Genomic DNA, 20,686 nt, shown 5'->3' on the forward strand with positions numbered 1-20,686 from the left:
GCAATGCATATCGAGATACTGGTCGAAGACAGCTCTGGGGAGACGCTGCTGGAAGTAGTGCTGCCCAAGCTGCTGGGTGAATATGGGAATCCGCACACATGGAGCATGCATTCCTACAAAGGCATAGGTCGCATTCCAAGAAACCTCAAGGGTAGTGCTGATCCGGCCAAGCGGATTTTGCTTGATCAGCTACCTCGGCTGCTGCAGGGGTATGGGCGAACGCCAGGTATTGACGCGGTGGTGGTTGTGCTGGACACAGACAGGCGAAGCTGTGTGGATTTCTTGAATGAGTTAAAAGCGTTGGCTGCAGGCTGTCACCCTGCACCGAACACACTGTTCCGGCTAGCTATCGAGGAGGTGGAGGCTTGGTATTTAGGCGATAGGCAAGCACTGATAGATGCCTATCCGCGTGCCAAGGCGGATGTGTTGAATCGCTATGTGCAAGACAGTGTTTGCGGCACATGGGAGTTGTTGGCAGATGCGATTTATCCAGGAGGTTCAGCTGCAATCAAGAAAGCCGGTTGGCCTTTGCCGGGACAGGTAAAGCATGAGTGGGCGGAGAGAATTGGCCCATTATTGGATCCGGACCGTAATGTCTCTCCGAGCTTCGGCAAGTTGCGTGATGGGCTGCGTCGCTTGGTCGCGGAGGCTGTTTGAACGCTGCCAACGGAAAATTCACCATCGGCGACTGGTGCTGGTTCACCCGGCAGGCATCGCCGTGCCGTGTGATCGAACGTCAGGATGTGTGGGGCGAGGTCGCCTACCGCGTGTGGCTGCCGGCCAAGGACGCGGTGGTGCGCGCCCGAGCGACGGACCTTGCTGCGCTGGAAAGCGTGCGCCCGAGCGTCGAGCAGATCCTGCACACCACGGCGGCAGCCAAGCTGCTGGACGCGCTGGAGGACAACCTGCTGTTGGCGCCGATCCAGTCTAGCGTGGTGCCACTACCGCACCAGCTCTATGCACTGAATCGCGCCATCAGCCGTGATCGCATCCGCTACCTGCTGGCCGATGAGGTGGGCCTGGGCAAAACCATCGAGGCTGGCTTGGTGCTGCGCGAGTTGAAGTTGCGTGGCCGGGTAAAGCGCATCCTGGTGGTGGCGCCCAAGGGGCTGGTACGCCAGTGGCAGGCGGAGATGCGTCTGCACTTCGGCGAGAAGTTCCAGTTCATCGAACCGTCCGAGCTGGCGGCCTTCCGGCAGTGGCGCAGCGGCGGCGCGGGCGAGGAAGAAAACCTGTGGCGCATGCACGACCAGGTGATCTGTTCGCTGGACTCGGTGAAGCCCATGGAAAGTCGGCGCGGCTGGAGCCTGGAGCAACTCAATACCTACAACCGCGAGCGCTTCGAGGACCTGATCTCAGCGTCGTGGGATCTGGTCATCATCGACGAGGCCCACCGCATGGGCGGTAGCACCGAGCAGGTGGCGCGCTACAAGCTGGGCGCGGCGCTGGCCGAAGCGTCGCCCTATCTCTTGCTGCTGTCGGCCACGCCGCACCAGGGCAAGACCGACCAGTTCATGCGGCTGATGCAGTTGCTGGACCGCGAAGCCTTCCCGGACGAGAGCAGCGTCAGCCGTGACCGGGTGCGGCCCTTCGTGATCCGCACCGAGAAGCGTGTGTCCATCAATGCCGAGGGCCAGCCACTGTTCAAGCCGCGCGTCACCCGGCTGCAGGCGGTTGCCTGGCAGGCACGCCACGGTTCGCAGCAGCGCCTGTACGAGGCGGTGACCGACTATGTGCGCCATGGCTACAACCAGGCCATGGCGGCCAAGCAGCGCCACATCGGGTTCTTGATGATCCTGATGCAGCGGCTGGTGACCTCCAGCACGGCAGCCATCCGCACCACGCTGGAAAAGCGCCAGGCCCTGCTGGAAGCACCGCAGCCGCAGGCCAACCTGTTCGAGAACACCAGCGCCGATGAATGGGCGGACCTGGACGGCCAGTCCCAGGTGGATCTGGCCATGCAGTCCAGCGGCTGGGAGTTGGAGAAGTCCGAAGTCGAGATGCTGTTGGAATTGGCGCGGGAAACCGAAGCTGCAGGCACCGATGCCAAGGCCGAGGCACTGCTGGAGCTGATTTACAAGCTGCAGCAGGAGGAAGGTGACCCGGCGCTGAAGGTGCTGATCTTCACCGAGTTCGTGCCAACCCAAGCGATGCTGGCCGATTTCTTGGAGAGCCGTGGCTTTTCGGTGGCGACGCTCAACGGCAGCATGGATCTGGAAACCCGTACCCGTGCGCAGCAGGCGTTCTCCAAGGATGTACGCGTGCTGATATCGACCGATGCCGGTGGTGAAGGTCTGAACCTGCAGTTCTGCCACGTCATCGTCAACTTCGACATGCCGTGGAACCCGATGCGGATCGAGCAGCGCATTGGCCGGGTAGACCGCATTGGACAGAAGCATGTGGTCCGCGCCATCAACTTCGTGCTCGAAGACACCGTGGAGCACCGCGTGCGCCAGGTGCTGGAAGAAAAGCTGGAAGTCATCGCACAGGAGTTTGGCGTCGACAAGGCGGCTGACGTGATGGATTCGGTCGAAGCCGACCCGATCTTCGATGAGCTGTTCGTGCATGGCCTGCAGAACCCGGATGCCATCGAACAGGAGTGCGACGCGGTGGTGTCGCAATTGCGTTCCACCCTGGCGGAGTCGAAGAAGAACAGTGATCTGCTGACCACCGAACATGATCTGGATGCCGACGATGCCCGCAAGTGGCGTGACCACCCGGCGCAGTTCTGGCTGGAGCGCGCCATCACCAGCGGGTTGGCTGCGCGCGGCGGCTCGGCAACGAAGATTGGCAATGCGTGGCGGGTGAAGTGGGCAGACGGCAGTGAGTCGGCACATGCCTGCTTTGACGCCCGCACGGCGGACGAGAACCCGGAGTTGGAATGGGTCACGATGGAAGACCCACGCGCCCGGGCTGTGATCAGTGAGCTGCCACGCTTTGTCGCCGGGCAGCCACTACCGGTGATCCGCGTGACCGGCTTGCCGGATTCGGTTCGCGGTATCTGGTCGCTATGGGAGATCAGCCTGGCGGCTGAGGGCTTGAGTCGGAAGCGCTTCCTTCCGGTGTTCATCAACGAGGAAGGCCGGCCCTTCGTGCCGACCGCCAAGCGCGTCTGGGATCTGCTGCTGACCGAAACCGTAGACGTGCATGCCGTGACGGGTGCCGAGGAGTCGGCGAAGTGTTTCGAGGCATCGCAGGCGGCTGCCAGTACCCAGGGCGAACGGATCTTCAACGAACTACTGACCGAACACCGCGCCCGGCTGAAGGAAGAACGCGAACGTGCGGTGTATGCCTTTGAGGCCCGAGGTCAGGCCATCGGGCGAATCGGCCTGCCCGCCGTGCGCGAGCACCGGCGCAAGCGACTGCAACAGGAACACGATGCACGCATGGCCGCCCTGGACGACATGGAGGCCAGCGTGCCGGATTTGAATGCCGTGATGATGGTGCGCGTCGGAGGTGATGCATGAGCCTTTGGACGGAACGCATCCTGAGCCATTTCACAGCCGACCTCACCCGGCTGTGGGTGGCGTGCGACCCTGACGATGTGTTGCTCGACGAGAAGCTGTTGACCGAGCTGCGCGGGCGCGGCTTCGAGCTGATGCTGTACGAAGACCCGTTCGCCTTCCGCGCGGAATATGAGGAACGCTATCGCGCCGCCTGGGATCGGGGTGAGCAAGGGCCTGCGCCATCGTTGGTTCTGCATCTGCGTAGCGCCGACGCGAATGCGTTGCCGTGGGACATCGTGCATCACGGGCGTGTGGTGCGCCTCAGCCTTGCCGATCTGTTCCCCAAGCTGGCTTACAGCGCAGTGCAGCAAGTCGAGCCGGAGCATCTTGCCGGACTGTTTCATGCCCACCAGATGGAATTGCAGAATGCACGGGGCGAGAACGAGTCCAAGGACTTCATCCTCGAACACGTCTACCAACTGGCGCCGAGGTCGATTCGCAATCCGGTGGACTTCTGGCGTGAGCTGCTGCGGCTTCACTTTGCCAACCGCTCGTTGCCGCCCCTGTTTGCCCAGCACGCGGCAGGCATCATTCAAGGCAAGGGGCTGTTCACCGACCAACCCGTCGCCACATGGCTGGCGTCCAAGAGCTCGCTGCTGCGCGTGGTGCAGGATGCGTGGTATCGCTACCTGAAGACACTTGGACTGGATGGCACGCGCACGGGCGAACCGCCACCGCCAGCTTATTTGGGAAAAGATGGCGTCGCCAAGATCGATATCCCCTTCGATCACTCCGATGTGCAGGTGCTGGTCGACTCCATGTTCCTCGACGGCAGCTTGCATCCCTTGGCGGTGCACAGCGTCCCGGCGGGGATGCCGAGTTGGATCAAGGCGGGGATTGTTCAGGACCCGGCGGCATTGCAGGCTTTGGTGCTCAAGGGCATCGATGGTCTGATCGAGACGACGCCAACGGCCGCCTCGTCGCACAAGGACTGGAGCGAGTTCGCCAAGCGTTACGGTGAGATCCTGGCTCGCACGCATGGTCTGCCAGGCACGGAAGGCAGCGAACACTTGCCTGCGATCCGGGATCGCATCAAGACATTGCAAGCGCAATCGGACGAGCGCCTGCAAGCCTGGGTCGCAGCCAAGCATTACGCCGACCTGATCCTGCAGCCGGTGACCAAGGGCCCGGTGATGGTGCACCACGTGCCGCGTTTCTTGCGCCATCGGCGATCCGCAGGGGAAACCAAGGTGGCTCTGCTGGTCTTCGACGGACTGGCCTTCGACCAGTGGGTGCAGATCCGCGAGCGCCTGATCGCCACCACCAAGCGATTCGCGTTCGACGAGGGAACCGCGTTCGCCTGGCTGCCGACTGTGACATCGGTGTCGCGCCAGGCGCTGTTTTCTGGGTTGAAACCGCGTGAGTTCGATGACTCCATCGACCGGACGGACAAGGAGGAATCCTTGTGGAAGACGTTCTGGCAGAACGAAGGCGTCAACTCGAATGAGGTGATGTACCGACGCGCGCTGCGCCAGATTGATCAACTGGATGTGCTTGAGGCGGACTTGAACGACCGGCGCCCGAAGGTGGTGGGCCTGGTCATCGATGAGGTGGATGACCGGCTCCACAAGGAGCGGTCCAAGAAAGACGTGGCGATGTGGATCGGCAACTGGCTGACAACCGGATTCGTCGACCGGCTGTTCTCGCTGCTGCTGGATAAGGGTTACCACATCTACCTCACGGCGGACCACGGCAACGTGGAATCCACTGGCGTCGGCAGACCCAACCAGGGCGTTATTGCCGAGACCCGCGGTGAGCGCGTGCGGGTCTACCGAAGTGAGCCGTTGCTGGCCGATTCCGCTGCGGCCTATCCCTCCACAGTGAGGTTGGACATCGCTGGACTACCCGCGAACTTCATGCCCCTATTCGCAGGCGGACGAACCGCCTTTGTGCCGGAGGGCGAGCAGGTGGTGGTCCACGGCGGGGTGTCGATCGAAGAGCTGATCGTGCCCTTTGTGAAAGTCAGTTATGTGATTGGTACCGAATGAATTCATCAGCCCCAAAAATAGGCTTTGATCGGTTCATTCAGCTTGATTGGGCGGCTGCGGCACTGAATATTCGTGCGGGCGTGGCTGGGCTAGATGATCTGAATGCACTGCTCGATGCAGCCGAGCTTGGCGTGGAAGCCAAGAAGAAAACACGCACCGTATTGAATCGGCTGTGGCTGGAGCCGCGCGCCGAACTGGTCGATTACGCGGATCGCGGCGTGGCCATCCACAAGACGCAGCCGGACATACCGGTCGCGGCGCTGTGCTGGGGCATGTCGGTGGCGACCTACCCGTTTTTTGGCAAAGTGGCCGAGCTGGTGGGCCGCCTCTCCGCCATCCAGGGCGACTGCGCGTCCGCCGAAGTGCATCGCCGGATGAGCGAGACCTACGGAGAGCGCGAAGGCACTCGGCGCATGACCAACATGGTCATCCAGAGCCAGGCGAGTTGGGGCGCCGTGGAGCGGGTCGAGAAAGGCAAGCGGGTCATTCGCTTGCCACAGACGAGTATCGATGACGATGCGCTCACTGCTTGGCTGATCGAAGCTGCCGTCCGCTACGCAGGTAAGCCCGTTTCAGTGCCCAGCCTGCAGTCGCTACCCGTGCTGTTTCCGTTCAACTTGACGCGGCCTCTGGCCTACGTGGTGTCGAACAGTGCAAACCTGATGCTGCGGTCGGAAGGGCCGAGTAATCAGTTTGTCGCTTTGCGCAGCGCGATTTGAAGAAGAAGGAAAAAGAGAATGCCCACATCGGAAACCACAAATAGAGCATTGAGGGAACATCCCGTGAGTGCTTCTACATCGTCCCAAACTTCCAGCGCGAGTGCATCTGGATGGACAAGGAAGTAAGTCAGTTTGCTGGAGGACATCGACGATCTGATCAATTCGGGCACAACGCGGGAATGTTTCATTGACGCAGTCTTGGTGCCGCCAACCAAGCGGGAGTGTCAGAATATCTGTGCGCCAGGCGGTTGGGTGATCGGGGAGGGTTTTACCCCAACATCCCCCGCGCCGCCTCCGTGATCGCCACCACACACCGATGCGTAATCCTGCGCTCAATCGACAGCGCATAAAACTCATCCCGCACCCCCTGCGCCAGTCCCACCGCCAGCATCCCGTGCTGCGCGGTGATTGAAGGCGCAAGAAAAGCCGGCCCGACGAAGAAACCGACGCCTTTCTTGCCAAACTCCTGCGCCAGCGCACTGTCGTCAAACTCCCCCACCACCACCGGGCGCACGCCAGCACGTTCGAACCAGGCGCGCAGGCGCTGGCTGATGGCGGCATCGGCGCCCGGCAGCAGCACTGGCGCGCCATTCAGGCAGGCCGGAAACTCCCCCGCAAAGCGCTCGCGCAGGCTCCCCGCCGCATAGAAGGCCACCTCCGTCGCTCCCAGCCGGTGGCTGTAGGCGCGCACGCTCACGGTGGACGGCACGGGTGCATCGGCCAGCACCAGGTCCAGCCGGTGCATGCCCAGTTCGGACAGCAGGCGCTCCATGCGCCCTTCCTGGCAGACCAGCCGCACCGGGTCGGGCAGTTCCAGCGCCGGCTCCACCAGGTGGAAGGCCACGGCCTTGGACACGCTGTCCGCCACGCCCACCCGGAACTCCAGCGCCTTGCCGCGCCCGCTGCGGTCGCGCAGCACGGCTTCCAGTTCGGCCCCCGTGGTGAAGATGTCGCGCGCGTATTGCAGCGTGAGGCGGCCGGTTTCGGTCAGCTCCAGCGAGCGCCCGTTCTTGACGAACAGCTCCACGCCCAGCCGGTCTTCCAGTTCGGAAATCTGCGTGCTGATGGTTTGCGGGCTGACATGCAGGCGCTCACTGGCGCGCGAGATGCCGCCGGCCTCGGCCACCTGCTGGAAGTAATGAAGATGCTTGTAGTTGAGCATGCGCTTCTCCTTGCTATGCCCAATTATCAGTTTTTCTGGAAATTTCAGTGCGAAATTTCTAATTTACCGAATGATCGACAGTTTCTAGAATCACACTTTCTTCGGGAAGGGGCTGCCGCATCGGGCACGGCGGCTCTGCATGCCCCGCGTTTGCCCTTCTGTTTCACCATCATGGAATTTCTGCTGGATCCGAACGTCTGGATCGCCTTCGCCATGCTGACCGCACTCGAGATCGTGCTCGGCGTGGACAACATCATCTTCATCTCGGTGCTGGTCGGCCGCCTGCCGGTGCAGTTCCGCAACCGCGCGCGCCAGCTGGGCCTGGGCTTTGCCATGATCACGCGCCTGCTGCTGCTGTTCTCGCTGAGCTGGGTGATGGGCCTCAAGGCCGACCTGTTCCAGGTGTTTGGCCAGGGCATCAGCGGCCGCGATCTGGTGCTGCTGCTGGGTGGCCTGTTCCTGCTGTACAAGGCATCGCACGAGATTTTCGTGGAAGTGGAAGCGCGCGAGGAAGACGCGCCGCCGCAGACCGACGGCGAGGCCATCAAGGCCGGCGGCAGCAAGCTGTTCTGGAGCATCATTGCCCAGATCGCCATCATCGACATCGTGTTTTCGCTGGATTCCGTCATCACCGCCGTGGGCATGGTGGACCAGATCTGGGTGATGGTCGCCGCCGTGGTCACTTCCGTGGGCGTGATGATGTTCGCCGCCCGCCCGATCGGCGAGTTTGTGGACAAGCACCCTTCCGTCAAGGTGCTGGCGCTGGCCTTCCTGGTGATGGTGGGCATGGCGTTGACGGCCGAGGCGTTCGAAGTGCACATGCCCAAGGGCTATATCTACGCGGCCATGGCGTTTTCGCTGGCGGTGGAAGCGCTCAACATCCGCGCCCGCGCCAAGCGACAGAGACTGGCTGCGGTCAAGGCCGAATAAGGTAACGGGTTCACCTCAGGGCGTTAGCCCCTTCATAGCCTGTCCCTGCGGGGGCGGGCTTTTTTTGCGTTGTGCATTCGGCTCAAGCGCATCAATGCCAATTGGCGGAAGGGCATGGGAGTCGAACCCACCCGGCAGCGCTTGGCGCCACCCACCGGGTTTGAAGCCCGGCCGACCCACCAGGATCGTTGCCCTTCCCTTTTGCCGCTTCAGGCAGACTCCTGAAACAGCGAACAATCCGTGCGCAGCTTGTGCACGTCGCCAACACGGCGCAGCAGGCCGATGCGGTCGAAGTATTCCAGAATCTGGATCGCGCGCTTGCGGCCGAGGCCGGTGGCGTCGCGGAAATCGGCGGCCTGCAGTTGCCCGTCCTGCGCTTCTGCCAGCCGGCGCACAGTATGCGCCAAATCGCGCATGATTTCGCCGGCATAGTACAAATCCTTGACGACCTGGTGCAGTTCTCCACGACACGCCAGACGCGCCAGCGTAGCGCGCAGCAGCGGCTCGGGCTCTGCGGTGAGCTTGGCGAGATCACGAGCCCAGGCGCCCTCGGCGCCGGACTGCAGCAGATGCGGCAGTGCCTTCTGCGCCACGCGCTCCTCGGTGGCAGAGAGGCGCACGCCGTGTTCTGGCAGATGGACGAACGGGCCTTTGAGTTGGAGTATGCCCTGCTGCTCCGCATGCTCAAGCACGGCCTGCCACAGAGCTTCCGGCATGCGCGGCTGTGCGAGGCGGCGCAGGCGGGAGTTGACAGGGCCGAGTTCGTCCGGGTGCTGCTCGTGGTAGCTTGCCAGCACCGTCGCCAGATGCGCCAGCACCGCTTTCAGCGGAGTTGCGGCCAGAATCCAGTGGGCATCGCCATCGCGGCGCTCCAGAGCATCTTCCGGTCGAGTGGGAGCTTGCAGAATCCCTTGTGACCTAGAAAAATTACGCAAATCCATCCCGTTCGGGTTTATTTCTGAATATTCAGATAACCGAGCAGTGACCGATGGCTGTTGTAAAGCCGCCAGCAATGCCAGCCGCTGCGGCGTACGACGGTAGCGCACCGGAGCACGCGGATCAAGTACCTGCCCGCCCGCCATGGTCCGCGTGGCCGAGGCGTCACGCAGCACCACACGGTCGCCATGCCAGGCGCCCAGCGGCGTACGGGTGATGATCTGGGCCTTGGCCGCGCCGCCTGGTGGCAGTTGCTCTGCATCCAGCAAGGCCACCGTTCCCGGCACGCTCGCAGCGCCCAGATGTACCTGTACGCGCGCGCCGGAGCGCAAGGGCTTCTCTTCGTCCTTCCACAGCGTTAGCGTCACGTCGAAACGGTCCGTCGCAAGCGCCACTGCGGAATCAACCAGCCAGTCGCCACGGTGCACGGCGTCCTTGTCGATGCCGGCTAGCGCCACCGCACAGCGTTGGCCCGCCTGCGCCTGCTGCACCGGCTGGTTCTGCGCATGCAGGCTGCGCACGCGCACCTGCTTCATCGACGGGACCAGGGAAAGCGTATCGCCCACGCGCACGCTGCCGTGGTGGATGGTACCGGTCACCACCGTGCCGGTGCCGCCCAGCGTGAAGCTGCGGTCAATGGCAAGGCGGAACGCCAGCGCCGGCTGTACCGGAACTTGATCAGCAGCCCGAAAGCGCGCCTCCTGCCACAGCAACTCCCGCAGCGCGTCCACCCCCTGCCCCGTCTGCGCAGACACGCGCACGATGAGAGCCTGCGCCAGGGTACTCCCCTGCAACAGCTGCCGCACCTCAAGCTCCACAGCATCCAGCTGCGCAGCATCCACCCGGTCCGCCTTGGTCAGCACCACCGCGCCGCGCTCCTTGCCCAGCAGCGACAGCACCGCCAGATGCTCGCGCGTCTGCGGCATCACGCCATCATCCGCCGCAACCAGCAACAGGGCAAAGTCGATCCCGCTGGCGCCCGCCAGCATGGTGTGCACCAGTCGCTCATGGCCGGGCACATCGACAAAGCCGATCCGCTCGCCACTCTCCGGCACATCCAGAAAGGCATAGCCCAGCTCGATGCTGATGCCGCGCTTCTTCTCTTCCGGCAAGCGGTCGGTGTCCACGCCCGTCAGCGCGCGCACCAGCGTGCTCTTGCCATGGTCGATATGGCCCGCCGTCCCGACGATCATGCGAGCGCCTCTTGCAGGGCAGGCAACTGGTTCAGCAGTTGCGCGGAATCCTCCAGGCAGCGCAGATCCAGCAGCAGCCGGTCTTCCGCGATGCGGCCGATCACCGGCAGCGGCAAGCGGCGCAATGCCGTCGCCAGCTCATCCAGCGCACGGCCAGCCCCCTTTTTCTGCACAGGCGCAATCGCCAGACCGGCAGAAGGCAGACGATCCACCGGCAGCGAACCAGAGCCGATCTGCCCCTGCAGCGCCACTACACTCACGACAAAGCGCGGTGCCACGGCCTGCGCGACCGCATCCAGCAATTGCTGTGCCTGTGCGCGAATCTGGGCCTCCGGCCGCGTCAGCAGACGCAAGGTGGGAAGATCCTGCGTCAGCCGCTCCGGACGCAGGTACAACATCAACGTAGCTTCCAGCGCGGCCAGCGGCAGCTTGCTCATGCGCAGCGCCCGCTTCATCGGGAACTTGCGGATGCGCCCCACCATTTCCTTGCTGCCGACGATCAGGCCCGCCTGCGGTCCACCCAGCAGCTTGTCCCCGCTGAAGGTCACCACATCGCAGCCGGCCGCGATCATTTCCTGCGGCAAGGGCTCGCGCGGCAGGCCGTAGCTGGCCAGATCCACCAGAGAGCCACTGCCCAGATCGGTCGCCAGCGGCACGCCACGGGCACGCGCAATGTCGGCCAGTTCGGCCTCGCTCACCGCCTTGGTAAAACCCTGCACCGCATAGTTGCTCGTATGCACCTTCATCAGCAGCGCGGTGTTGGCATTGATGGCGCGCTCGTAGTCCTGCGCATGGGTGCGGTTGGTCGTGCCCACCTCCACCAGCCGGGCACCGGCGCTTTCCATCACGTCCGGCATGCGGAAGGCTCCGCCGATTTCTACCAGCTCGCCCCGCGAGACGATCACCTCGCGCCCGCGTGCCAGCGCGGCCAGCGTCAGCAGCACGGCTGCGGCATTGTTGTTGACCACCGTAGCCGCTTCAGCGCCGGTCAACGTGCACAGCATCTCTTCGATGATGCTGTCACGGTCGCCGCGCGCGCCGGTTTCCAGATCGTATTCCAGGTTGTTGGGGCCGGCCATCATGGTCAGCATGTGCTGCAGCGCCGGCTCGGCGAGCAGGCTGCGGCCCAGGTTGGTGTGGATGACGGTGCCCGTCAGGTTGAGCACGGCGCGCATACGGGGCTGCAGGCACTCCTGCACGCGCTCCTGCAGCTTGGCGGAAAGCACGGGCAAGACTACATCGTCCAGCAGCACGTTGCCACCGATCACTTCGGCACGCTGGGCATCCAGCAAGGCACGCGCCTCACCAGCCAACAGCGTGTGGCCATGTTCGGCCAGCAACGCTTGCACCGCCGGCTCGCGCAGCAGTCGGTCTACAGAAGGAAGATCGCGTGGCTGGGCTGTCTGCCCGGCCCGCGAACCGTGCACCACGGATTCGTCGGGCCGCTGCATCATTGCAACTCCGGATCGGGAGCCGGCTCTTCCGACTCCCCGAACAGCAGCAGCAGGTTCACGCCATGGCGCTGCAGGCCGGTTTCGGCCACCAGCAGGTCCAGCGTGAGGGTGGCCAGATCATCCGCCACCGGCTCGGCCATCACGTCGCGGTCGGCATGCACCAGCTTGAGGTAATGCCCGCATTCGCTGCAGGCCTCGGCCTGCACCACGGGTTCGCGGCCCTTGCTTTCCTCTTCGGTGGCGTCGACTGGCGCCATCGATTCGTACACCAGACCCTTGGTCGATTCGCAGTGCGTGCACTTGATGCGCACCATGTGCCATTGCGTGCTGCACAGCGAGCAGTGCAGGTAGCGCTGGCCGCCACGTTCGGCCCCGGCCTTGACCACACTGGCCGTGGGCCGGCTGCCGCAGCAGGGGCAGGCCGTGGCATCGTCCACGCGGCCGAACGGCTCGGCGAGCCCCGCCGGTGCGCCCTGCTCCTGCACGGCAATCACCAGATGCGTCCAGTACACCTGCAAAGCGGAAGCAATGATGGGCGCAGCGGCCATGTCCAGCCCCTGCATCACACCGTGCAGCAGCTTGTCGGCCTGCTGCTCCAGCCACTCGCCATCGGCCTGGGTCAGGTCTTGCAGCACTTCGCGGCCGCCCTCCGGTGCCTTGGGCAACACCTCCGTCGCAATCTGGCGCAGGCACTGCTGCCATGCGGGATCACGCGGCCAATGCTCGCCCGGCAGCGGCGGCATGCCCAGGCGCGATGCCTGCATCAGCGCCTCGCCATCCGGCAGCGGAACAACGGGAAAACTCGCCAGCGCGCGCTGCTGCGCATCCGCCAGCTCGGCCATGAATTGCAGGAACTTGCCCATGGCATGCCCGCTGGCGAGTTGGCGCAGGCGCATGGAGCGCTCGGCAAACACGCTGCTGCGTGCCGGCAGTTGCAGAAAGCTGGCCTCGCCGGCCTGGCGCTGTGCCAGTTCTTCGGCGTCCATCAGACGCGCGGTGGATGTGATCTTGTCCATAAATCCAAAAAGAAAGCCCCGGCTGCACTTGCCGCCGGGGCCTGTTACCGGCAATGCGGATCAGGTACGGTCGGTACTGCCTCCAGTGACCTTCTTGTACCACAGATAGTGATGCTGCTTGGCCCAGCCGGCAGAAACCGTGCCCTGGGTCATGGCGCGCACGGTGCCCTTCACCCACAGCGCTGCATAGATGTGGATGACCACCAGCAGCGAGATGATGAAGGCAGCCAGCGCGTGCAGCACCACGGCCAGACGTTGCAGCGGGATCGGCACGGAATCGGCAAACCAGGCCTGCCAGAACAGCACACCAGTCACCAGCAGCACGATCAGGCAGATGCACACGCCCCAGAACACGCCTTTCTGGCCGGCGTTGTACTTGCCCACCGGCGGCATGGCGGTCTGGTTGCCCTTGAGCATGTCGCCCGAGTGCTTGATCCACTCCGCGTCATCCTTGGTCGGCAGGTTGTCGCGCCAGTAGCGCGCCAGCATGAACAGGAAGGCGATGAACACGCCGATACCGAAGTACGGGTGCACAATGCGCGTCCATTGCGGGCCGCCAAAGATGCCGGTCAGCGGGAACAGGTTGGGATGGAACAGCGCCAGCCCCGAGAATCCCGCCAGGCCGAACAGGATGACCATGATCCAGTGGTTGAAGCGCGTCACACCACTGTGTCGATGCAGATAGCGTTTCATCACGATTCTCCTTTCTCGGACTCGTGCGCCGGCAGGATCTGCACCAGTCTGCCATCGGCAGTGCGCACCGGATCAGGCACATCGGCCTCATCCTCGGGTTCCTCTTCCGGACCGACCTTCACGTAGTGGAAGAAGCCGGTCACGGCCGCACCGATCATGGCCGCCAGGGCCAGCGGCTTGGCAATGCCTTTCCACAGGCCCACCAGCGGGCTGATGGCCGGGTCCTTGGGCAGGTCGTTGTACAGCTCCGGCTTGTCGGCGTGCTGCAGCACGTACATGACGTGCGTGCCCTGCACTCCTTCGGGGTTGTACACGCCGGCGTTCTCGTAGCCACGCTCCTTCAGGTCGGCCACGCGGGTGGCGCCGAAGTCCAGCATGTCGGACTTGGTGCCGAAGCGGATCGCGCCGGTCGGGCAGGTCTTGACGCAGGCCGGCTCCAGGCCCACGCCAACACGGTCCGAGCAGAGCGAGCACTTGTAGGCCTTGTTGTCCTTGGTGCTGATGCGCGGCACGTCGAACGGGCAGCCCTTCACGCAGTAGCCGCAGCCAATGCAGTTTTCACTGATGAAATCCACAATGCCGTTGGCGTACTTGACGATGGCACCGGGGGCCGGGCAGGCCTTCAGGCAGCCCGGGTCCTCGCAGTGCATGCAGCCGTCCTTGCGGATCAGCCACTCGAGCTTGCCCTGCTCCACCTCCACTTCGGAGAAGCGCATCACGGTCCAGGCCTCGGGGGCCAGATCGGCCGGGTTGTCGTACACCCCGACGTTGTGGCCCACTTCGGGGCGCAGATCGTTCCACTGCATGCAGGCGACCTGACAGGCCTTGCAGCCGATGCAGGACGACACATCGATCAGCTTGGCGACTTCCGGCACCGCAGTGCGCACCTGCGGGGTGGGCGTGGTGGTGGCGGAACGCTTGGCGATATCCAGGGATTGCAAAGATGACATGTTTCGCTCCCCCTCAGATCTTCTCGATGTTGACGGTAAAGGACTTGTACTCGGGTGTCTGGGTATTCGCATCGCCCACGAACGGGGTCAGCGTATTCACCAGATAACCGGGCTTGGTCAGGCCCACATAGCCCCAGTGGTTGGGCAACCCCACGGTATCCACCTTCTGGCCGTCCACGGTCAGTTGCTGGATCCGCTTGGTCACCACCGCCACGGCCTTGATGAAGCCGCGGTTGGAACTGACCTTGACGCGATCACCCTGCGCGATGCCCTTGGCCTTGGCCAGCTCTTCACCGATCTCGATGAACTGCTCGGGCTGCAGGATGGCGTTGCTCAGCGCGTTCTTGGTCCAGTAGTGGAAGTGCTCCGTCAGACGGTAGCTGGTCGCCACATACGGGAACTCCGACGGCTTGCCGAAAGCCTCCATGTCGCCCTTGAACACGCGCGCGGCCGGGTTGGACATGGCCTTGGCGTTGTTCGGGTGCATGGGGTTGCGGGTCAGCGGAGACTCGAAGGGCTCGTAGTGCTCGGGCAGCGGGCCGTCAGCCATGCCGCTGGGCGCGAACAGGCGTGCCACGCCTTCGGCCGTCATGATGAACGGCTGCATGCGCTCGGCATCGGCCGGGTTGGCGTCGGCCTTGTAGTCGGGCACGTCGGAACCGGTCCATTGCTTGCCGTTCCAGAACACCAGGCGGCGCTTGGCATCCCAGGGCTTGCCATCAGGGGCAGCCGAGGCGGCGTTGTACAGGATGCGGCGGTTGACCGGCCAGCACCAGGCCCAGTTGGGCGTCTGGCCGTTGTTCCACGGATCGCTGTTGTCGCGGCGCGCCATCATGTTGCCTGCCTCGGTCCAGGAGCCGGCGTAAATCCAGCAGCCGCATGCCGTGCTGCCATCATCGCGCAGTTGCGCAAAGCTGGACACCTGCTGGCCCGCCTTCAGGATCACGTTGCCGGTGGCGGCGTCGGTCAGTTCGGCTAGCGCCTTGCCGTTCGATTCCATGGCCAGCTCGGAAGCCGTGGGCGCGTGCGGCACACGGTATTTCCAGTCCAGGTTCAGGATCGGGTCGGGGAAGGCACCACCATCCTTGCGGTAGGCGTTGCGCAGGCGCAGGAACAGCTCGGCCATGATTTCCATGTCCGGCTTGGCTTCACCCGGCGGGTTGGCGCCCTTCCAGTGCCACTGCAGCCAGCGGCTGGAGTTGGTGATGGAACCATCCTCCTCGGCAAAGCAGCAGGTCGGCAGGCGGAACACCGTGGTCTGGATCTCTTCGCTCTTGACGTCGTTGGACTCACCGAAGTTCTGCCAGAATTCCGACGTTTCGGTGTTGAGCGGATCCATGGTGACCAGGTACTTGAGCTTGCTCAGGCCGGCGATGATCTTCTTCTTGTTGGGGAAGGAGCCCACCGGGTTGAAGCCCTGGCAGAAATACCCATTGAGCTTGCCCTGGTTCATCAGCTCGAACGCGACCAGCACGTCATACAGCCGGTCCCACTTCGGCAGATAGTGGTAGGCCCAGTCGTTCTCGGCCGTGGCCGCATCGCCAAACCAGGCCTTCTGCATGCTGACGAAGAACTTGGGATAGTTCTGCCAGTAGCTCATCTGGTTCGGGCGCAGCGGCTTGAGGGCACGCGCCGCATAGTAGGTTGCCAGATCCTGCTCGCTGTCGCGCGGCAGGGACAGGTAACCCGGCAGGTTGGTGGAGAGCAGGCCCAGGTCCGTCAGGCCCTGGATGTTGCTGTGACCGCGCAGCGCGTTCACGCCACCGCCCAGCTGGCCCACGTTACCCAGCAGCAGCTGCATGATGGCGGCCGTGCGGATGATCTGCGAGCCGATGCTGTGCTGGGTCCAGCCCAGGGCATACATCACCGTCATCACACGATCCGTGGTGGACGTGCTGGCAATCATCTCGCACACCTTCAGGAACTTGTCCCTGGGCGTGCCGGTGATCTGCTCGACCATCTCGGGCGTGTAGCGGCTGTAGTGCTGCTTCATGATCTGCAGCACGCAGCGCGGGTGCTCCATGGTCATGTCGACCTTGGCGTAATCACCCTCTTTCTCGTAGCCCCAGCTCGCGTTGTCGTACTTGCGCGCCTCGGCGTCGTAACCCGAGAAGATGCCGTCCTCGAAACGGTAACCCTCGCCCACGATGAAAGTGGCATTGGTGTAGTTGCGGACGTATTCCGTCTGGATCTTGTTGTTGCTCAGCAGGTAGTTGACCACACCGCCCAGGAAGGCAATGTCACTGCCGGCACGCAACGGTGCGTAGTAATCGGCCATGGCGGCCGAGCGCGTGAAGCGCGGATCGACCACGATCAGCTTCGCCTTGTTGCGCTGCTTCGCCTCGATCACCCATTTGAAACCCACGGGATGCGCTTCTGCAGCGTTCCCGCCCATGATCAGCACGAGATCGGCGTTCTTGATGTCCTCCCAGTGGTTGGTCATCGCGCCGCGGCCAAACGTCGGAGCCAGACTGGCTACCGTCGGGCCGTGTCAGACACGTGCCTGGTTATCGAATACCAGTGTGCCGAGGCTGCGCATCACCTTGTGCGTGATGTAGCCAGCCTCGTTGGACGATGCCGATGCAGCCAGAAAGCCGGTGCTCGTCCAGCGGTTGACGACCTGTCCGGCGGCGTTGGTCGTCTGGAAGTTCGCGTCGCGGTCTTCCTTCATGAACTTGACGATGCGCGTCATCGCCTCGTCCCAGCTGATGCGCTTCCATTCCTTGCTGCCCGGCTCGCGCACCTCGGGGTACTTCAGGCGGTTGGGGCTGTGGACGAAATCGAGCAGGCCGGCGCCCTTCGGGCACAGCGAGCCGCGGCTGACCGGATGGTCCGGGTCGCCCTCGATGTGGATGATGCTGCCGCGCACGTTCTTGGAGCCATCACCCAGGGTGTACATGATCAGGCCGCAACCAACCGAGCAATAGGTGCAAGTGTTGCGGGTTTCGATGGTGCGGGCCAGCTTGAAGTTGCGCGTTTCGGCAAGGGCAGCCGTGGGCGAGAAGCCCAGAGCCACCAGGCTGGATCCCACCAGCCCTGCGCCACTGACCCGGAAGAATTGTCTCCGGTCCATGTCCATTGTTTCAGCCCTCCTTCTTCCTGTTCGGGATACTTCTTGACACGGCTTATCTTAGCCCTTCAAGACCCCTTAAATTCAAGGGTTAACCCATGCCAGCGCAGAGGCTGTTGACTAAATTTCAATGGATTCTTGCCATTTTTTAAATTCCTTGAACGGCGCGAACCCCTGCAGCTCAGCCAGAGCCGGAACGAGTGATGCTCCCCAGGCCATTGCGCGCAGATGGAATAGTTCCCTTCCAGAGAGCCACCATGAGATCCCTGAACTTGACCGGCAACCGGAATGGAGGAAAAAGGATTTGAATTGGCGTGAGCTCGTTTCTTGCGTTGCCTCCGATCACACGGCCATGCCCGCATGGAAAAAGCGGAACTTAATGCTTCGGCACCCCGAAAAACAAAAAAGCCAAGTGAAATCAATCACTTGGCTTTTTATTCTGGCGGAAACGGAGGGATTCGAACCCTCGATGGGGCTCTACACCCCATACTCCCTTAGCAGGGGAGCACCTTCGGCCTCTCGGTCACGTTTCCTAAGAAGGCTGAATTATAGCCCAAAACCGGCCAGGTTTACGCCTGCGGCGCCTGATCCAGTTCAAATGCGCGGTGCAGCGTACGCACGGCCAGTTCCATGTACTTTTCGTCGATCACGACGGAAGTCTTGATCTCGGAAGTGGAGATCATCTGGATGTTGATGCCTTCATCGGCCAGCGCCTTGAACATCTTGCTGGCAACGCCGACGTGGCTGCGCATGCCGATGCCGACGATGCTCACCTTGGCAATGCGCGGATCGCCCACCACTTCGGCAGCGCCCACTTCGGGCTGCACCTTGGTGCGCAGCAGTTCCAGCGCGCGCTCGAAGTCACCGTGATTCACGGTGAAGCTGAAGTCGGTCTTGCCATCCTTGCTGATGTTCTGGATGATCACGTCCACTTCGATGTTGGCTTCGGCAACGGCGCCCAGGATGCTGTAGGCAATGCCCGGCTTGTCCGGCACACCCAGCACGGAGATCTTGGCTTCGTCGCGGTTGAAGGCGATGCCGGAGACGATGGCTTTTTCCATATTCTTGTCTTCCTCAAAAGTAATCAGGGTACCGGATTTGGCTTCCACGTTGATGTCGATGTCCCAGGGGGTGAAGCTGCTCAGCACGCGCATCGGCACCTTGTACTTGCCGGCAAACTCGACGGAACGGATCTGCAGCACCTTGGAGCCCAGCGATGCCATTTCCAGCATCTCCTCGAAGCTCACGCTGCCCAGGCGACGCGCCTCGGGCACGATGCGGGGATCGGTGGTGTACACGCCATCCACATCGGTGAAGATCAGGCACTCATCGGCACCCAGAGCAGCCGCCACAGCCACGGCGGAGGTATCGCTGCCGCCACGGCCCAGCGTGGTGACGTTGTTGTGCTCGTCGATGCCCTGGAAACCGGTGATGATCACCACCTTGCCGGCGTTCAGCTCGGCCTTCACGCGCTGGTCATCGATGGAATCGATGCGCGCCTTGGTGTAGGAGTCGTTGGTCTTGACCGGAACCTGCCAGCCGGTGAAGCTGATGGCGGGCTGGCCTTCGGACTGCAGTGCCAGCGACAGCAGGCCCACAGAAACCTGCTCGCCAGTGGAGGCGATCATGTCCAGTTCGCGCAGGACTTCCTTGGTGGACTTCTCGGGCGACAGCTCACGGGCCAGACCCAGCAGGCGATTGGTTTCGCCGCTCATGGCGGAAGGAACCACCACCACCTGGTGGCCGGCACGCGCCCATTTGGCGACGCGCTTGGCGACGTTGCGGATACGATCGGTCGAGCCCATGGAGGTGCCGCCGTACTTGTGAACAATCAGTGCCATAGTGTTATCAGCAATTCATTGGTGCACAGGCCTGCGCCTGCGCGTAAAAAAACCGTGCCAGCCCTTTCGCCTCACGACGAGGGCGGACAACCCTTTATTGTACCAAGGTGTTGCGGCACCCAAGTGAGACGCGCATCCCTCCGTTGTACATAGCCCGCACCGACACGGATGTGGATCTGGTGCCCGCGCGTGGTGCACGCAGCCAGCACTTCGAGCAGAGCCCGCATCTGCGCCTCGCTGCCGACCGCGCCATGGCGCTGCTTGAGCCACCAACGCAGTACATTGGTCTGCCGTTCGCGGCTCAGCGTTTGAAGGGGCTTGATGGCAGGCGGCTCACCCACGGCAGCCAGATCGTGCTGCGCCAGCTCGCCCAGCAGCAAGTCAGCTTCAGCCGCCAGCCTGGCGCTGCGCGCAAAACTGGTGCGGAATGCCGGCATGGCCTGCTCCAGCGCCGGAAACACGGCATGGCGAAAGCGGTTGCGGGTAAAGCGCAGATCGGTGTTGCTGGGGTCTTCCTGCCAGGGAATCTGCAACTCGCGCAGCCAGTCACGCAATGCCTGTCCAGGCACCTCCAGCAAGGGCCGCGCAAACCGTGATCCCTGCCGTGTGAAGGCAGTGCTCATGCCAGCCAGCCCTGCCACGCCTGCACCCCGGCTCAGCGCCAGCAGCACGCTTTCGGCCTGGTCATCGGCATGATGACCCAGCAGCACCACGCCAGCGCCCTCTTCCTGCGCCATGCGTGCCAAGGCGGTGTAGCGCTCTTCGCGGGCACGGGCTTCCAGGCTGTCGCCGGCTGCCAGCGCGATGGTCACCCGCGCACTGCGCCATGCAAGGTCAGGGGGTGCTGCAAGAGTCCGGAGTGCTTCGTTCTCTGCCTTCCCCGATTGGGTAGCCAGCGCATCCCGCAAACACCTGCAGAACTCCTCTCCAGCAGCTTCAAACCGGTCCGCAGCCTCCTGCAAGCCATGATGCACATGCAGTGCCACCACGCGCCGCGGCAAAGCGGCCGCATCCCGCTGCCGTGCCTGCACCGCCATGCGCCACACCGCCAGCAGCAAGGCCGTCGAATCCGCCCCGCTGCTGAATGCCACGGCCAGCACCTCGGGCTGCTGTGGCAATGCCTGCCACCAGCGGCGCACCGCGTCATCCACCACGGACGGCGGCGCCTGCAGCCAATGCAGCTCACCGGCAGAAGAAGACAACCTGGCGCGAGAAGACGTCATGACCC

Annotated in this window: 15 protein-coding genes and 2 tRNA genes; 5 read left to right on the forward strand and 12 right to left on the reverse strand. The window is 63.2% G+C overall.

Annotation, left to right across the window (positions count from 1 at the left end):
• Window positions 1-3: 3 nt before the first annotated feature.
• From BMW28_RS09515 to BMW28_RS09530, 4 genes are read left to right on the forward strand one after another with little or no spacing between them, the layout of a single operon-like run.
• Entirely contained in the window at window positions 4-657 is a 654-nt protein-coding gene (locus tag BMW28_RS09515) for a hypothetical protein (protein ID WP_091817124.1), read from the forward strand.
• Window positions 654-3,467, forward strand: coding sequence for a DEAD/DEAH box helicase (locus BMW28_RS09520; RefSeq protein WP_091817127.1), 2,814 nt, complete (start codon window positions 654-656; stop codon window positions 3,465-3,467). Before BMW28_RS09515 ends, BMW28_RS09520 begins: the two co-directional genes overlap by 4 nt.
• Window positions 3,464-5,494, forward strand: a complete 2,031-nt coding sequence (gene pglZ, locus BMW28_RS09525; RefSeq protein WP_091817129.1) for a BREX-3 system phosphatase PglZ — start codon at window positions 3,464-3,466, stop codon at window positions 5,492-5,494. The genes BMW28_RS09520 and pglZ overlap by 4 nt, the downstream gene beginning before the upstream one ends.
• On the forward strand, window positions 5,491-6,213 hold the full coding sequence (locus BMW28_RS09530) for a hypothetical protein (RefSeq protein WP_091817132.1): 723 nt from the start codon (window positions 5,491-5,493) through the stop codon (window positions 6,211-6,213). The genes pglZ and BMW28_RS09530 overlap by 4 nt, the downstream gene beginning before the upstream one ends.
• On the opposite strand, the gene BMW28_RS12785 is transcribed toward BMW28_RS09530, so the two are convergent.
• Window positions 6,183-6,401, reverse strand: a complete 219-nt coding sequence (locus tag BMW28_RS12785) for a hypothetical protein (protein ID WP_143280577.1) — start codon at window positions 6,399-6,401, stop codon at window positions 6,183-6,185. The two genes, BMW28_RS09530 and BMW28_RS12785, sit on opposite strands and share 31 nt — an antisense overlap.
• A gap of 80 nt (window positions 6,402-6,481) precedes the next feature.
• On the reverse strand, window positions 6,482-7,375 hold the full coding sequence (gene nhaR / locus BMW28_RS09535; RefSeq protein ID WP_091817134.1) for a transcriptional activator NhaR: 894 nt from the start codon (window positions 7,373-7,375) through the stop codon (window positions 6,482-6,484).
• Window positions 7,376-7,546: 171 nt separating this feature from the next.
• On the opposite strand from nhaR, the gene BMW28_RS09540 reads away from it, so the two are divergent.
• Entirely contained in the window at window positions 7,547-8,305 is a 759-nt protein-coding gene (locus tag BMW28_RS09540; RefSeq protein ID WP_091817243.1) for a TerC family protein, read from the forward strand.
• 102 nt (window positions 8,306-8,407) lie between these two features.
• Here BMW28_RS09540 and BMW28_RS09545 read toward each other — a convergent pair.
• The 10 genes from BMW28_RS09545 to tilS form a co-directional block, all read right to left on the reverse strand.
• Window positions 8,408-8,503: transfer RNA gene (locus BMW28_RS09545), tRNA-Sec, on the reverse strand.
• 11 nt (window positions 8,504-8,514) lie between these two features.
• Window positions 8,515-10,434, reverse strand: a complete 1,920-nt coding sequence (gene selB / locus BMW28_RS09550; RefSeq protein ID WP_091817136.1) for a selenocysteine-specific translation elongation factor — start codon at window positions 10,432-10,434, stop codon at window positions 8,515-8,517.
• The gene (selA, locus tag BMW28_RS09555) at window positions 10,431-11,888 is read right to left on the reverse strand and encodes an L-seryl-tRNA(Sec) selenium transferase (RefSeq protein ID WP_407640948.1); all 1,458 of its coding nucleotides are present in this window, start codon (window positions 11,886-11,888) and stop codon (window positions 10,431-10,433) included. The genes selB and selA overlap by 4 nt, the downstream gene beginning before the upstream one ends.
• Window positions 11,885-12,904 (reverse strand): formate dehydrogenase accessory protein FdhE, encoded by a 1,020-nt coding sequence (gene fdhE, locus BMW28_RS09560; RefSeq protein WP_091817139.1) that lies wholly within the window; start codon window positions 12,902-12,904, stop codon window positions 11,885-11,887. The genes selA and fdhE overlap by 4 nt, the downstream gene beginning before the upstream one ends.
• Window positions 12,905-12,964: 60 nt before the next feature.
• On the reverse strand, window positions 12,965-13,597 hold the full coding sequence (locus BMW28_RS09565; RefSeq protein WP_091817142.1) for a formate dehydrogenase subunit gamma: 633 nt from the start codon (window positions 13,595-13,597) through the stop codon (window positions 12,965-12,967).
• Entirely contained in the window at window positions 13,597-14,547 is a 951-nt protein-coding gene (gene fdxH, locus BMW28_RS09570; RefSeq protein WP_234970106.1) for a formate dehydrogenase subunit beta, read from the reverse strand. Before fdxH ends, BMW28_RS09565 begins: the two co-directional genes overlap by 1 nt.
• 13 nt (window positions 14,548-14,560) lie before the next feature.
• Window positions 14,561-17,626, reverse strand: a complete 3,066-nt coding sequence (gene fdnG, locus BMW28_RS09575; protein ID WP_143280578.1) for a formate dehydrogenase-N subunit alpha — start codon at window positions 17,624-17,626, stop codon at window positions 14,561-14,563.
• 431 nt (window positions 17,627-18,057) lie between these two features.
• Window positions 18,058-18,150, reverse strand: a tRNA-Ser gene (locus BMW28_RS09585).
• Window positions 18,151-18,186: 36 nt separating this feature from the next.
• Window positions 18,187-19,458: an aspartate kinase gene (locus tag BMW28_RS09590; protein ID WP_091817150.1), complete on the reverse strand. Its 1,272-nt coding sequence runs from the start codon at window positions 19,456-19,458 to the stop codon at window positions 18,187-18,189.
• Between the two features lie 71 nt (window positions 19,459-19,529).
• Window positions 19,530-20,681, reverse strand: a complete 1,152-nt coding sequence (gene tilS / locus BMW28_RS09595; RefSeq protein ID WP_091817152.1) for a tRNA lysidine(34) synthetase TilS — start codon at window positions 20,679-20,681, stop codon at window positions 19,530-19,532.
• Between the last annotated feature and the right edge of the window lie 5 nt (window positions 20,682-20,686).

This window comes from Allobrachymonas denitrificans DSM 15123 (genome assembly GCF_900110225.1).
In the GTDB taxonomy this organism is placed as follows: Bacteria; Pseudomonadota; Gammaproteobacteria; order Burkholderiales; family Burkholderiaceae_C; genus Brachymonas; species Brachymonas denitrificans.

Coding starts and splice junctions, on each gene's coding strand:
- BMW28_RS09515 (WP_091817124.1), top strand. CDS start 4: ATGCATATCGAGATACTGGTCGAAGACAGCTCTGGGGAGACGCTGCTG.
- pglZ (WP_091817129.1), top strand. CDS start 3,464: ATGAGCCTTTGGACGGAACGCATCCTGAGCCATTTCACAGCCGACCTC.
- BMW28_RS09530 (WP_091817132.1), top strand. CDS start 5,491: ATGAATTCATCAGCCCCAAAAATAGGCTTTGATCGGTTCATTCAGCTT.
- BMW28_RS12785 (WP_143280577.1), bottom strand. CDS start 6,401: ATGAAACATTCCCGCGTTGTGCCCGAATTGATCAGATCGTCGATGTCC.
- nhaR (WP_091817134.1), bottom strand. CDS start 7,375: ATGCTCAACTACAAGCATCTTCATTACTTCCAGCAGGTGGCCGAGGCC.
- BMW28_RS09540 (WP_091817243.1), top strand. CDS start 7,547: ATGGAATTTCTGCTGGATCCGAACGTCTGGATCGCCTTCGCCATGCTG.
- selB (WP_091817136.1), bottom strand. CDS start 10,434: ATGATCGTCGGGACGGCGGGCCATATCGACCATGGCAAGAGCACGCTG.
- selA (WP_407640948.1), bottom strand. CDS start 11,888: ATGATGCAGCGGCCCGACGAATCCGTGGTGCACGGTTCGCGGGCCGGG.
- fdhE (WP_091817139.1), bottom strand. CDS start 12,904: ATGGACAAGATCACATCCACCGCGCGTCTGATGGACGCCGAAGAACTG.
- BMW28_RS09565 (WP_091817142.1), bottom strand. CDS start 13,597: ATGAAACGCTATCTGCATCGACACAGTGGTGTGACGCGCTTCAACCAC.
- fdxH (WP_234970106.1), bottom strand. CDS start 14,547: ATGTCATCTTTGCAATCCCTGGATATCGCCAAGCGTTCCGCCACCACC.
- BMW28_RS09590 (WP_091817150.1), bottom strand. CDS start 19,458: ATGGCACTGATTGTTCACAAGTACGGCGGCACCTCCATGGGCTCGACC.
- tilS (WP_091817152.1), bottom strand. CDS start 20,681: ATGACGTCTTCTCGCGCCAGGTTGTCTTCTTCTGCCGGTGAGCTGCAT.